Consider the following 13,381-nt stretch of genomic DNA (forward strand, 5'->3'; position numbering starts at 1 on the left):
CTCCAGGAACGTCGCGCTCATGACCTCCCTTCGCCGCCCGCTCCTCCTGCTGCTGGGCTTCCTGGCCCTGTCCGCCTGCGCCACCCGACCGCCGGCCGACGAGCCGGAGGCCGTGGCCGAGTACGAGCAGAACAACGACCCGGCCGAGCCCTTCAACCGCGCGATGTATTCGGTGCATACCGGCATCGACACCGTGCTGCTGCGCCCGGTGGCCCAGGCCTACCGCTTCGTCATCCCGCAGCCGGTGCGCGGCGGCATCCGCAACGTGCTGGCCAATCTGCGCAGCCCCGTCATCCTGCTGAATGACGGGCTGCAGGGTGAGACGCAGCGCTTCGGCGAGACGCTGGGCCGCTTCCTGCTGAACACCACGCTCGGCATCGGCGGCATCTTCGACGTCGCCAAGGATTTCGGCCTGCCGCCGCATTCCGAGGATTTCGGCCAGACGCTGGCGGTCTGGGGCTTGGGCGAAGGGCCCTTCCTGTTCATTCCCGTCATCGGCCCGAGCAACCCGCGCGACCTTCTGGGGTTTGGTGTGGACATCGCTTCCAACCCGATCACCTGGGTGGTGGCCAATGGCGACAACACGCTGGAGACGCTGGGCTACGTGCAGATGGGTCTGACCATCGTCGACACGCGTGAGGGGCTGCTGGACGCGATCGACGCCGTCAACGAGACCAGCCTCGACCCCTATGCGACGCTGCGCAGCGCCTATCGCCAGCGCCGCGCGCAGGAAATCCGCAACGGCGGCGACCGCCCTGCCCCGGCCAATGCGACCGGCACCGGCTTCGGTGCGGGCGCAGGGGTCCAGGCGCCGCCACGCAACTGATCCCCGGCGCGAACGCGCCACCGAACTCCCCGGCGCGGACGCGCCACCGAACATGGACCACGCCGCGCGGCCTGCCCCGGATGGGCGGGCCGCTGACCTGGCCCCTTGAGAAGAGACCGAACAGGATGTTTCGCCGTTCCCTGCTGGCCACCGCGATGGCCACCCCCGCCCTTCTCGCCCTCGGCGCGCGGCCTGCCCGCGCCGAGATGGACATCACCCGCGCCGCCAGCTTCATCGAGACGACCGGCCAGGAGCTGGTCGCCGTCATCAATGCCAACCAGGCCGTGGCGCAGCGCCGCCAACGGGTTGCCGCCGTGCTGCGCAAGGCGGTGGATGTCGACGGCGTCGGCCGCTTCATCCTGGGCCGCTGGTGGCGCACCGCCAGCCCGGCCGAGCAGCAGGAATACATGAAGCTGTTCGAGGAGACGCTGATCCGCAACCTCTCCGCCCGCTTCGGCGAGTATGAGGGCGTGCGCTTCAGCCTGGGCCGCAGCCAGCAGCGCACCGAGGACGACGCGCTGGTCAACACCATCATCGAGCGCCCGAACTCGGCCGCCTTCAGCCTGGACTGGCGGGTCGGCGACGTCGGCGGCCAGCCCAAGGTGGTGGACGTCATCGCCGAGGGCACCTCGCTGCGGCTGACCCAGCGCAGCGAATATTCGGCGGTGATCAGCCGCAATGGCGGCAAGGTGGCGCCGCTGCTGGATGCCATGCGCAACCAGATCGCCCAGCTGGCCGCCCGCGAAGGCCGCTGAGCGCCCTGCCGCTCACGGAAAAGGCCGGTCCCTCGACGGAGGGCCGGCCTTTTTCATGGGCGACGGGGTTGAGGCCTAGCGGCGGCGCTCGAGGCGGGCATAGACCCGGCGGGCGTCGAGGCTGTGGAAGACCTGGGCGCGGGCCAGGTCGCGGGCGGGCGGCACGGCGAGCAGCGCCTCCATCTCCTCCGCCTTACGCCAATGCGGCTGCCAGCCGAGATAGGCCTCCATCCAGGCCGCCTCGACCGGCGCCTCGGCGGCGCTGCCGAGCAGCAGCACGCCGCCCGGCTTCAGCGCGGCGAAGGCGGCGTCGACCAGCGCCTCCGGCGTCGGCGCGGCGGGCATCTCCGGCACCATGATCAGGTCGAAGCAGCCGCGCAGATAGGGGCGACGGACGAAATAGGCCAGGCCGCAGCGCAGCCCCCGCACCGGCAGCCCTGGGGGCAGGCCGCGGCGCAGGCGGCCCAGCGTCTCGGCCTCGGATTCCTGCGCCACCCAGCGCGCCACGGCATGGCTGGCGGTGACCAGCCCGGCCTCGCGCAGATGCTGCGCGCCCAGCGTCAGCACCTCCAGCTGCGGCCGCCGCTCGGCCATTCCGTCGACGATGCGGGCCAGGAAGCGGGTTTGCGCCCGGAGAGCCGCCGGATAGCCAAGCTCGGTGGTGGCGGTGAACAGGTCGCGGCCGGCGCGCGACAGCCGCCCGACCAGGCCGGCCGACTGCTCGTGCTCCAGCAGCAGGTCCAGCACCGCGGCGCAGGGGCCACTGGCCGCCACCGGACCGAAGGCGCCCTGGCTCTCGGCGATCAGCGGGTCTTCCAGCATCAGCCGCTGTACCGGATGGGCGCGCAGCAGGGCGCAGGCCTCGGCCCAGCCGGTGATGTCGTTGTCGCTGCGCAGGCGGGCGCACAGCCCCACCAGGCGCCGCAGCGCATAGGGCGCCCAGCCCGGTTCCCAGGCCTGCTCCACCAGATCGTCCAGCGCCTCGGTCAGGCCCCGGCGATCCGACAGATCCAGATGGGCCACAAGCCCCGTGGTCAGCGTCGCGTCCGGCATGATCCGCTCTCCTCGGTTTGATTGCAGCCGGTCCACCTGCCGAGGGCATCATCAGAATAGGGGATAATACGTCGTACAAGGCGACGGAATCCCACGATGTGGCAAGAATGCCGATGCCGCAGGCAGCCTGAGCCGGGGTTGCCCGGGCCGCGGGCAGGCCCGGTCCGCCAGCGGCACAGGCTGCCGGAAAGCGGTATTGCCGAGCTCTGGTGCGCTGCTTGCATAATGCTTCCGGGAAACGACCCGGGACGAGGCCAGGCGATTGCGCGCGGATGTCGAGCTGATCAGCGTCACCAAGCGGTATGGCGCGGCCATCGCGGTGGATGGAATTTCATTGGCGATTCCCCCGGCCAGCTATTGCTGCCTGCTCGGCCCCTCGGGCTGCGGCAAGACCAGCACGCTGCGGATGATCGCCGGGCATGAGAGCATTTCGGCCGGCGATATCCTGCTGGCCGGGCGCAACGTCACCGACCTGGCCCCGGTCGAGCGCGGCACGGCGATGATGTTCCAGTCCTATGCCCTGTTCCCGCACCTGACCGCGCTGGAGAACATTGCATTCGGTTTGCGCATGCGTGGCGTCGGCAAGCCCGAGCGGCTGGCCAAGGCCGGCGAGTATCTCCGCCTGGTGCAGTTGGAAAAAATGGCGGACCGGCTGCCGGCGCAGCTGTCAGGCGGGCAGCAGCAGCGCGTGGCGCTCGCCCGCGCGCTGATCACCCGGCCGAAGGTGCTGCTGCTGGACGAGCCGCTCTCGGCCCTCGACCCCTTCCTGCGCGGCCAGATGCGCGAGGAGCTGAAGCGGCTGCAGCGCGAGCTCGGCATCACCTTCATCCATGTGACGCATGGCCAGGAGGAGGCGATGGCGCTGTCCGACATCGCCGTCGTCATGGACCATGGCCGCATCGCCCAGGCCGCACCGCCGCGCGAGATCTTCGAGCGGCCGGCCTCGGCCTTCGTCGCCCGCTTCATCGGCGGCCACAACGTGATCCGCCTCGATTCCGGGCGCTATGCCATCCGCACCGACCGCAGCTGGCTGGCCCCGGGCGAAGGCACCCCCGGCCTGCCCGGCCGCGTCACCGCGGTCGAGTATCAGGGCCCTGTCGTCCGCGTCGTGCTGGCCCTGGCCGACGGGCAATCGGCCGAGGCGGTGCTGCCCGACGCCCATTACCACGCGGCGCCCGTCGCCCCCGGCGATGCCGCCTCCCTCGGCTGGGAGGCGCAGGACGCGCATCCCCTCCCCGAGGACGCCTGAGCAACCTCACCCCGTCATCCCGACAGGAGCGCGTTCGCCATGACCGACAAGAAAATCTCCGTCACCCGCCGCGGCGCGCTGGCGCTGGCTGGCGCGGCGCTGGGCAGCGGCGCCGTCACCGGCTTCCCGACGATCTGGGCGCAGAACATCCGCAACATCACGCTGCGGCAGCTGGGCACCGGCGTCTCCGGCCTGAACCCGATCGCCGAGCAGGTGAAGAAGGACCTGGGCTTCACCCTGCAGCTGACGGTGACCGACACGGATGCGGTGGCGCAGCGGGCGGCCACCCAGTCGCGCAGCTTCGACATCGCCGACATCGAGTATTTCAGCATCAAGAAGGTCTATCCGACCGGCGTAATGCAGCCGATCGACACCACGAAGATCAAGCTGGCCGACAAGATCGTGCCGATCTTCACCACCGGGAAGCTGACCCCCCAGAGCGCCGTGGCCCAGGGCACCAGCCCCTATTCGGTGGGCTTCGTCGAGAACGCCACGGCCAAGACCTTCGCCACCCAGCGCACGCCGCTGATGACCTTGCTGCCGACCATCTACAATGCCGACACGCTGGGCATCCGCCCCGACCTGGTCGGCCGGCCGATCACCCATTGGAAGGACCTGCTGGACCCCGCCTTCAAGGGCCGCGCCAGCATCCTGAACATCCCGGGCATCGGCATCATGGACGCCGCCATGGTCGCCGAGAGCGCCGGCCTGGTGAAATACGCCGACAAGGGCAACATGACGCGGGCGGAGATCGACAAGACCGTCGCCTTCCTGATCGAGGCCAAGCGCGCCGGCCAGTTCCGCGCCTTCTGGAAGACCTTCGACGAGAGCGTCAACCTGATGGCCTCGGGCGAGGTGGTGATCCAGTCGATGTGGTCGCCGGCCGTCGCCGCCGTCCGCTCGCGCGGCATCGCCTGCACCTACCAGCCGCTGGCCGAGGGCTACCGCGCCTGGGGCTCCGGCCTCGGGCTGATGCGCCACCTCTCCGGCCTGCAGCTGGACGCCGCCTATGAATACCTGAACTGGTATCTCTCGGGCTGGGCCGGCGCCTTCCTCAACCGCCAGGGCTATTATTCGGCGGTGCTGGAGACGGCGAAGGCGCAGATGACCGAGAACGAATGGGGCTACTGGATGGAGGGCAAGCCCGCCGCCAGCGACATCATCGCCCCCGACGGCAAGGTGATGGAGAAGACCGGCGCGGTGCGCGACGGCGGCTCCTTCCAGGAGCGCATGGGCCGCGTCGTCTGCTGGAACTCGGTGATGGGCGAGGACCGCTACATGGTCCAGAAATGGAACGAGTTCATCGCCGCCTGACCTGACGCCGCGGGCGGGGGCGTCCCCCTCGCCCGCCCTCTCGCTGGCTGCCGGAGCGCCGATGACCCGCCTCTTCCCCTGGATCCAGACCGCGCCGCTGGCCCTGGTGCTGGCCGTCTTCCTGCTGGTGCCGGTGGGCATGCTGGTCGTCGTCAGCTTCTACGACTACGACGCCTTCAGCCTGATCCCGGCCTTCGTGCTGACCAACTACCAGGAGCTCTTCACCTCCCCGGTCACCTGGCAGACCTATCTGAAGACCATCTACTTTGCCGGCATCACCTGGGCGGTGACGCTGGGGATCGGCTTCTGGATCGCCTACCACCTGGCCTTCGTGGTGCAGAACGCGACCTTGCGCATGGTGCTGTTCATCCTCTGCACCGTGCCCTTCTGGACCTCCAACCTGATCCGCATGATCGCCTGGGTGCCCTTCCTCGGGCGCAACGGCATCCTGAACAGCACGCTGATCGGCATGGGCGCCATCGAGCAGCCGCTGGAATTCCTGCTGTTCTCGGACTTCTCGGTGATCCTGGCCTTCGTCCACCTCTACACGCTGTTCATGGTAGTGCCGATCTTCAACACCATGATGCGCATCGACCGCCGCCTGCTGGAGGCGGCGCGCGACGCCGGCGCCGGCTTCTGGCAGACGCTGTGGTGCGTCATCCTGCCGCTGACGAAACCGGGCATCGGCATCGGCAGCATCTTCGTGGTCGTGCTGGTGATGGGCGACTTCGCCACCGTCCGCCTGATGAGCGGCGGCCAGAGCGCCTCGGTCGGGCTGATGATCAGCAACCAGTACGGCGCCATGCAGTACCCCGCCGCCGCCGCCAATGCCGTCGGCCTGCTGCTGATGGTGCTGCTGGTGGTGGCCGCCATGCTGCGCATCGTCGACATCCGGCGGGAGCTCTGACGCCATGCCCGGCCGCGTCGCCCGCCTGCTGCTCGGCGCCCTGTTCGGCGCCTTCATGCTGTTCCTCTACGGCCCCACGCTGACCATCACGATCCTGTCGTTCCAGGGTCCCGATGGCGGGCTGACCTTCCCGATGAACGGCGTCTCGCTGCACTGGTTCGGCCGGCTGTTCCAGCCCCAGGCGGTGGGTGACCTGGGCGCCGCCATGACCCGGACCCTGCTGCTGGCCGCCATGGTCACCGCCACCACCGTGGTCGTCTCGCTGGCCGCCGGCATGGCCTTCCGCCGCCGCTTCGCCGGCAGCACGGTGCTGTTCTACCTGACGGTGGCCAGCCTGATCGTGCCCTCGCTGCTGGTCAGCCTGGGCATCGGGCTGATGTTCAACCTGATGGAATGGGAGCCGGCCTGGTACAGCTCGGCCTTCGGGGCGCAGCTGACCTGGACCCTGCCCTTCGGCCTGCTGATCATGTTCGCCGTCTTCAACCGCTTCGACCGCAGCTGGGAAGAAGCCGCCCGCGACATGGGCGCGACGCCCTGGCAGTCCTTCTGGCACGTCGTGCTGCCGATCATCGCGCCCAGCGTGGTCGGCATCGCCCTCTTCGGCTTCACCCTGTCCTTCGACGAATTCGCCCGCACCCTTCTCACGGCCGGCAGCGGCAACACCCTGCCGCTGGAAATCCTCGGCATGACAACGACGGTGACGACCCCCGTCCTCTACGCCCTGGGCACCGTCTCCACGGCGGTGTCCTTCCTCGTCATCGGCGGGGCGCTGATCGGGATGAGGTTGATGCGGAAGAGAAGAGGGATTTAAGCGAAGGCGCTTTTCAGGGAAGAGATTCTGAAGAGAAGAATCTGGGGGCATTGAATGCCCCCAGGCCCCCACATTCATTTTGCGTCCCGCACCGAAGCTGCCACAGCGCCCCGACGCAGGCGGAAATTGTTATATCAACCCCTGCAGCGTCCCGCCTGTGGCCTCATGGTGCCAACAGATGGCGGGGTGCGGGGTGACACTGTCACCCCGGCGGGGTGCGGGGCGGAGCCCCGCCCTTCAAAAAACCAACCGCAGCCGCGCCAACCCCAGAAGCGGCCGCGGCTCGTCCGGCACCTTGTCGGCCCCGGCGGCGATCTGGCCGTCCAGCGACAGCGCCCCCGGCCCGAAGCGGCCCAGCGCGATATCGCCGCCCAGCACATATTGCGGGCGCGCGTCGAAGATCGGGTTGCGCAGGCTGGACAGCGGCAGGGTGCTGGCCACCGCGACCTTGCCGCCCTTCTGCCCGGCCAGGTTGGCCACCACGTAGGAATCCTTGCGGGCGAAGGGCACGGCGCCCCCGAAGGCAGCGCGCAGGGAATAGCCTGCATCGTCCTGGGCCTGCGCGGCCGGGGCGGCGCCGAGCGCCAGCAGGCCGGCCAGCAGGGCCATGCCGAAATATCGCGACTGAATCATCCGGGCCTCCTCGTGGCGCCTGGCCCGTCTGCCTTCCCTGATGGCCTTTCTTGGCGCTTCGATACTGCCAGGCTTGCCCCAATTTCAACACAAATAAGGCGGCCGCGCCTCAATTCATTCCTTCGTCACAGCCTGTAACCCATTGGACACACATAGCAACGCCGCGCTCAAACTTGGGCGCGGCGTTCAATTAAGGCATAATTGGGGCGCGAACTGTCCTATTCGGCCGGGCGCAGGCTTTCATAGACCAGCATGCGGATGCCATCGCGGGGGAAGTCCTCCACCGCCCGCAGGCCGAGATCCTCCAGCACCGCGCGGGAAGCCAGGTTGTCCTCGCGGGCGATGGCGATGATGCGCGGCAGATCGGCTTGCTGGTGGCCGAAGGCGATGGCGGCGCGGGCGGCCTCGCGCGCATAGCCGCGGCCGCGCGTGTGCGGCCAAAGCGCGAAGCGCAGCGCGACGCCGCGGCCGTCGGGGCGTTCGGACAACGCGACGATGCCGAGAAAGGCGTCGTCCGCCGCCAGATGCACCGCCCAGGTGCCGTAGCCGCGCGCGGCCCAGAAGGCCATGTCGTCGGCCAGCTCGCGGGCGACCGCCTCCGGCGGGCGGATGCCGTTCAGCATCAGCCCGAAGGCGGCCTCGTCGCCTTTCAGCGCGGTGAGATCGGCCAGATGGGCCGGGCCGACGGGGCGCAGCGTCAGCCGCGACGTGCGCACCGTCTGCGGGGATTCCACCCGCGAGAGGCCATCCATGGCGTTACCGGGTGAGTGGCCGGTACTTGATCCGGTGCGGCTGGTCAGCCGCCGCGCCGAGGCGTCGACGTCGATCCGCCTCATAGGCCTGATAGTTGCCCTCGAACCATTCGACGTGGCTGTCGCCCTCGAAGGAGAGGATGTGGGTCGCCAGCCGGTCGAGGAACCAGCGATCGTGGCTGATGATCACGGCGCAGCCGGCGAATTCCACCAGCGCCTCTTCCAGCGCGCGCAGCGTGTCGACGTCGAGGTCGTTGGTCGGCTCGTCGAGCAGGATGACGTTGTGCGGGTCGCGCAGCATCTTGGCCAGGTGCACGCGGTTGCGCTCGCCGCCCGACAGCACGCCGACCGGCTTCTGCTGGTCGCCGCCCTTGAAGTTGAAGGCGGCGGCATAGGCGCGGCTCGGCACCGAGCGCTTGCCCATCATGATCATGTCCTGGCCGTCGGAGATTTCCTGCCAGACGGTGCGCTTGTCGTCGAGCGTGTCGCGGCTCTGGTCGACATAGCCCAGGCTGACGGTCTCGCCGACCTTCAGCGTGCCGGCATCCGGCGTCTCCTTGCCGGTGATCATCTTGAACAGCGTCGACTTGCCGGCGCCGTTCGGGCCGATGACGCCGACGATGCCACCGGGCGGCAGCTTGAAGGACAGGTTGTCGATCAGCAGCTCGTTGCCGAAGCCCTTGCGCAGGCCCTCCGCCTCGATGACGGTGTTGCCCAGGCGCGGGGCCGGCGGGATCTGGATCTCGGTCGGGTCGGGCGCGCGCTCCTGGCTCTTGGCCAGCAGTTCCTCATAGGCGGCGATGCGCGCCTTCGACTTGGACATGCGCGCGGCCGGGCTGCGGCCGATCCACTCCTGCTCCTCGGCCAGCTGCCGCTGGCGCGAGCTCTCCTCCTTCTCTTCCTGCTGCAGCCGCTTGCGCTTGGCGTTCAGATAGGCGGAGTAGTTGCCCTCATAGGGGATGCCGCGGCCGCGATCGACCTCGAGGATCCAGTTGGTGACGTTGTCGAGGAAGTAGCGGTCATGGGTGACGATCAGCACGGCGCCCTGGAACTCGCGCAGCGTCTTCTCCAGCCAGGACACGCTCTCGGCGTCGAGGTGGTTGGTCGGCTCGTCGAGCAGCAGCAGGTCGGGCTTCTCCAGCAGCAGCTTGCACAGCGCCACGCGGCGGCGCTCGCCGCCCGACAGCGTGGTCACGCCGCTCTCGGCCGGCGGGGCGCGCAGCGCGTCGAGGGCGATGTCGATGGTGCGGTCGAGGTCCCAGCCCTCGGCGGCGTCGATCTTCTCCTGCAGCTCGGCCTGCTCGGCCAGCAGGGTGTTCATCTCGTCCTCCGACATCTCCTCGCCGAACTTCATGGAGATCTCGTTGAAGCGGTCGAGCTGCGCCTTCAGCGCGCCGAAGGCCTCCATGACGTTCTCGCCGACGGTCTTGGTCGCGTCGAGCTGCGGCTCCTGGCTCAGATAGCCGATCTTGATGCCCTCGGCCGCCCAGGCCTCGCCGCCGAACTCCTTGTCCTGCCCGGCCATGATCCGCATCAGCGTCGACTTGCCGGCGCCGTTCGGGCCGAGCACGCCGATCTTGGCGGTGGGCAGGAAGGACAGGGTGATGCCTTTGAAGATCTCGCGCCCGCCCGGGTAGGACTTGGTGAGATCCTTCATCACGTAGACGTACTGGTGAGCGGCCATGTCAGTGGGATCCCCGGGCAGAAGGTATGGGCGGCGGAATCGAGTTTGGCGGCCGTTCTACCCAGCGCCGGGCCGCGCGCCAAGCGTAAGGGTTGCGCGGCACCGTTGCGTGGCGCGGTTCAGCCGGCGCGGACCTGGTCGCGCCCGGCCGCCTTGGCGGCGTAGAGGGCGAGGTCGGCGCGCTTCAGCAGCACCTCCAGCGAGGTGGCCCCTGGCCCCGCTTCGGTCACCCCGAAGCTGGCGGTCAGCCGGCCCTCCCCCGGGATGCCCTCCGACAGGCTGGCGACAGGCAGGACAATGGTGGCCAGCGCGCCGCGCAGCCGCTCGGCCAGCACCGCCGCCGCCGCCAGGTCGGCGCCCGGCAGGGCGATGGCGAATTCCTCGCCGCCCAGCCGGCCGAACAGCGCGCCCTCCCCCAGCCTCGACGCGGAACGCTCGGCGGCGAGGCGGAGGACGGCATCGCCTGCGGCATGGCCGGCGCCGTCGTTGATCGCCTTGAAGTTGTCGAGGTCGAAGGCGACCAGGGCAAAAGGCTGGCCCGCCGCCCGCTGGCGCCGCAGCGCGGCGGCGGCCTGGTCCAGGAAGCTGCGGCGGTTGGCGATACCGGTGAGGCCGTCGGTCTCGGCCTGGCGGCGCAGCGCCTCCGTGCGCTCGGCGACGCGCTCCTCCAGCAGGTGGTTGGCCTCGGCCAGGGCCGCCTCGGCCTCGCGCCGCTCGCTGACCAGGGCCTGGAGGGTCAGGACGTTCATGGCGCAGAGCACGATCAGCATGCCGACCGAGAGCATTGGATTGCCGCTGCCGCCATTCTGGAACGGCCCGAACCCCGCCACCGTTCCGGCCGAGGCGATGATGCAGAGCAGGGTCAGAAGGGTATAGGCCGCACGGAGAGAGATCCGCAGCGCGATCCAGGACAGCGGCACGGCCAGCAGGAAGACCAGCTGCGCCGCCGGCAAAGCAGGCGGCAGCTTCAGCGCGAAGATACCGGCGCCGAGCAGGGCGGTGCCGAGCCAGACGGCACCGTCCAGCAGCGGCAGCCGGCCGCTGCCGCCATCGGGGGTGCGCTCGACCCGCAGCCAGAGCAGCAGCGAGGGCGCGAAGTAGAAGGTGCCGCCGGCATCGCAGAGCAGCCAGCGGCTCCAATGCGCCGGCAGTTCCGCTATCGCCGCGCCGTGCAGCCACCACAGGCCCAGGCTGCCGATGGTCGCGGTGACCGCGGCATGCAGCAGCACGGCCCCGGCCAGGAAGGCGGTGACGCCGCGGAAGCGGGTAAAGAGGCCGGTCGGGGGCCGGAAGGCGCGGGTCAGCCGGGCGCCGGCCAGCGGCCCCAGCGCATTGCCGAGCGAGATGACCGCCGCCAGCGCCGGCCCGCCCTCGAAGACCAGGGCATTGACCGCGAAGGAGCCCAGGAAGATGCCGGGCAGCAGGCGCCAGCCGCCCAGCATGGCGGCGGTGGCGGCCAGGCCCGCCGGCAGCCAGATCGGCGCCGGGAACAGGCCGAAGACGGCGAAGAAGCGGCCGACCGCCCAGCCTAGCGCCAGATAGGCCAGCATGACGGCCAGGTTGGCGCCCATCCAGAAACCCAGCGCGCCGCCGCGCGCCCAGGCCGGGCACCAGGGGTCGGGGTGCGCCGCGGCGCGGCGCCCGGCGCGGAACCCGCCTGGACGCAGGCTGCCAAAGATGCGGTCGGGGCGCGGCAGCGGCAGGCTGGCAGACACGGCGACTCCTGGAAGGGGCAGCGCCGGAAGAGCGGGGCTGGATGCTATCCCGCCATCTCGCGCAAAGTTGAGGCTTGAAGCAAGGGGTTCGCCGCGCGGTGTCCTCCGGGATTTCTTTCTGCGTCCTTGACGGCCGGGCCCCAGCGCCTGCCGGGGGATGGCGCGACGGCAGCAAGGCCCACGCGGCGACTGGCACCGGTCACGCAAAGCTTCGGTGCGCAGGCCTGCCGCGCGCGACGACTTTTTCGATCGATTGGAAAGCTGGCTGTCAGCGGCTGGCAATCCGGTGGTGCCTGCCAAGCCGCCTGTCCGGAGTCACCGCGACCCGGCGCGTCGACCCGTGGTGCGTCCCGCTTGCCGACCCCACGCGCCCACTGAAAGAGATGCGCCCGGCAGGACTTGAACCCGCAACCAAGCCGTTATGAGCGGCCCGCTCTAACCATTGAGCTACAGGCGCAGCCAAGGGGGCAGGCCGCGAGACGCGACCCCGGCCCCAGTTAGAGCATCGGACACGGCTTTGAAATGCTCCGCGGCGAAAAAGTCGTGGGCCTCAGGCGAGGAAGCCGCGGATGGCCTCGGCGGCCTGGGCGATGCCGGTGACGCCCTCCAGATGGCCCTGCTCGCCGGTCAGCCGGTGCTCGGCGACCGGGCGGTTGGCGCGGCGCAGGGCGGCCAGCAGCTCGGCGGCGTAGTCGGCGGTGAAAAGGCGGTCGCCCTGGCTCGGCAGCAGCAGCCAGCGCGCCTGGCTGCGGGCCAGCGCCGCGTCGAGGCTGTCATATTCGTTCAGGTAAAGCTGGTTGGCCCGCACCAGGTAGAGGAAGGAATTGGCATCCGACTGGCGGGCGCGGGCGGCGGCGCCGGCCTCCAGCGCGGCGTCCAGGGCGAAGCGGTCCTGCAGCCGCTTCGAGGGCTCCTGGCCCTCGGCAGCGCGGCGGTTGAACTGCGCCGCCCAGCCGCGGTCGCGCGAATGCAGGGTGACCAGCTTCAGCGCCTCGGTCAGGCCGCGCAGCGGGGCGTCGCGGCCCTGGCCGTAATAGTCGCCGCCGCGCCAGGCCGGGTCCATGCGGATCGGCGCCGCCCAGAGGTCGAGCCAGCCGGCCAGCCAGGCATCGATCTCGCCGGTGCCGATGGCGGGCATCACGCGCTCGACCATCTCGGGATAGGCGGCGGCCCATTCGACCGCCTGCATCGCCCCCATGCTGGGGCCGGCGACCAGCGCCAGCTTCCTGACGCCCAGGCTGTCCAGCAGCCGCTTCTGCACCTCGACGAAGTCGCGGATCGAGACGGCGGGGAAGCTCATCCCCCAGGGCCGGCCGGTCGAAGGGTTGGTCGAGGCGGGGCCCGTGGTCACCGTCCAGCGGTCCGGCGCGTTCAGATTGACCATGCTGTCGCTGGCGACCACGAAGAAGCGGTCGGTGTCGATCGGCTTGCCCGGGCCGATGATGGAATCCCACCAGCCGGGCGGGGCACCGGCCGCGACCTGGCCGAAGGCCTGGCCGTTGCCGCTGAAGAAATGGGTGATCAGCACGGCATTGTCGCCGGCGCCGTTCAGCGTGCCGGCGGTCTGGTAGCCGGTGCGCACCGCCGGCAGGATCGCGCCGCCACGGGTTTGATAGGCCTGGAAAGCGTATTCTTTGCGCTCGACCAAAGCGGGGGCGGAGGCGGTCTGCGCCTGCCCCGGG

The 13,381-nt window shown here is 69.9% G+C and carries 12 protein-coding genes and 1 tRNA gene; 6 read left to right on the plus strand and 7 right to left on the minus strand.

What is annotated here, in order from left to right; genetic code table 11:
* The first annotated feature begins 19 nt into the window (after window positions 1-19).
* Both BKE38_RS05790 and BKE38_RS05795 read left to right on the plus strand, forming a co-directional pair.
* A complete protein-coding gene (locus tag BKE38_RS05790; RefSeq protein WP_076956418.1) occupies window positions 20-826 on the plus strand; it encodes an MlaA family lipoprotein in 807 nt (268 codons plus the stop codon).
* Window positions 827-951: 125 nt separating this feature from the next.
* The gene (locus BKE38_RS05795) at window positions 952-1,581 is read left to right on the plus strand and encodes an MlaC/ttg2D family ABC transporter substrate-binding protein (protein WP_076956419.1); all 630 of its coding nucleotides are present in this window, start codon (window positions 952-954) and stop codon (window positions 1,579-1,581) included.
* Between the two features lie 75 nt (window positions 1,582-1,656).
* Here BKE38_RS05795 and BKE38_RS05800 read toward each other — a convergent pair whose 3' ends face one another.
* Complete coding sequence (locus tag BKE38_RS05800) at window positions 1,657-2,634, minus strand: hypothetical protein (RefSeq protein ID WP_076956420.1); 978 nt, start codon at window positions 2,632-2,634, stop codon at window positions 1,657-1,659.
* Window positions 2,635-2,896: 262 nt separating this feature from the next.
* Here BKE38_RS05800 and BKE38_RS05805 point away from each other — a divergent pair, with 262 nt between their 5' ends.
* The 4 genes from BKE38_RS05805 to BKE38_RS05820 all read left to right on the plus strand — a co-directional run bounded on the left by BKE38_RS05805 (window position 2,897) and on the right by BKE38_RS05820 (window position 6,915).
* Window positions 2,897-3,883, plus strand: coding sequence for an ABC transporter ATP-binding protein (locus BKE38_RS05805; protein WP_076956421.1), 987 nt, complete (start codon window positions 2,897-2,899; stop codon window positions 3,881-3,883).
* 39 nt (window positions 3,884-3,922) lie between these two features.
* Window positions 3,923-5,197 (plus strand): ABC transporter substrate-binding protein, encoded by a 1,275-nt coding sequence (locus tag BKE38_RS05810; RefSeq protein ID WP_076956422.1) that lies wholly within the window; start codon window positions 3,923-3,925, stop codon window positions 5,195-5,197.
* Window positions 5,198-5,258: 61 nt separating this feature from the next.
* The gene (locus BKE38_RS05815) at window positions 5,259-6,104 is read left to right on the plus strand and encodes an ABC transporter permease (RefSeq protein WP_076956423.1); all 846 of its coding nucleotides are present in this window, start codon (window positions 5,259-5,261) and stop codon (window positions 6,102-6,104) included.
* A 4-nt stretch (window positions 6,105-6,108) separates the two neighbouring features.
* Entirely contained in the window at window positions 6,109-6,915 is an 807-nt protein-coding gene (locus BKE38_RS05820) for an ABC transporter permease (RefSeq protein WP_076956424.1), read from the plus strand.
* A 237-nt stretch (window positions 6,916-7,152) separates the two neighbouring features.
* Here the strand turns inward: BKE38_RS05820 and BKE38_RS05825 are convergent, their stop codons facing one another.
* The 6 genes from BKE38_RS05825 to BKE38_RS05850 all read right to left on the minus strand — a co-directional run.
* Window positions 7,153-7,548 carry a hypothetical protein gene (locus BKE38_RS05825; protein WP_076956425.1) on the minus strand — a complete coding sequence of 132 codons (396 nt, stop codon included), beginning with the start codon at window positions 7,546-7,548 and terminating at the stop codon, window positions 7,153-7,155.
* 218 nt (window positions 7,549-7,766) lie between these two features.
* On the minus strand, window positions 7,767-8,384 hold the full coding sequence (locus BKE38_RS05830) for a GNAT family N-acetyltransferase (protein WP_367595360.1): 618 nt from the start codon (window positions 8,382-8,384) through the stop codon (window positions 7,767-7,769).
* Window positions 8,305-9,984, minus strand: coding sequence for an energy-dependent translational throttle protein EttA (gene ettA, locus BKE38_RS05835; RefSeq protein WP_076956427.1), 1,680 nt, complete (start codon window positions 9,982-9,984; stop codon window positions 8,305-8,307). The genes BKE38_RS05830 and ettA overlap by 80 nt, the downstream gene beginning before the upstream one ends.
* Window positions 9,985-10,103: 119 nt before the next feature.
* Window positions 10,104-11,699, minus strand: a complete 1,596-nt coding sequence (locus BKE38_RS05840; RefSeq protein WP_076956428.1) for a GGDEF domain-containing protein — start codon at window positions 11,697-11,699, stop codon at window positions 10,104-10,106.
* Between the two features lie 384 nt (window positions 11,700-12,083).
* Window positions 12,084-12,156: transfer RNA gene (locus tag BKE38_RS05845), tRNA-Ile, on the minus strand.
* Window positions 12,157-12,249: 93 nt separating this feature from the next.
* Window positions 12,250-13,381, minus strand: a 1,132-nt coding sequence (locus BKE38_RS05850; protein ID WP_076956429.1) for an E22 family MetX-like putative esterase, incomplete at its 5' end; no start/stop codon positions are given.

The organism is Teichococcus deserti (assembly GCF_001982615.1).
Classification (GTDB): domain Bacteria; phylum Pseudomonadota; class Alphaproteobacteria; order Acetobacterales; family Acetobacteraceae; genus Pseudoroseomonas; species Pseudoroseomonas deserti.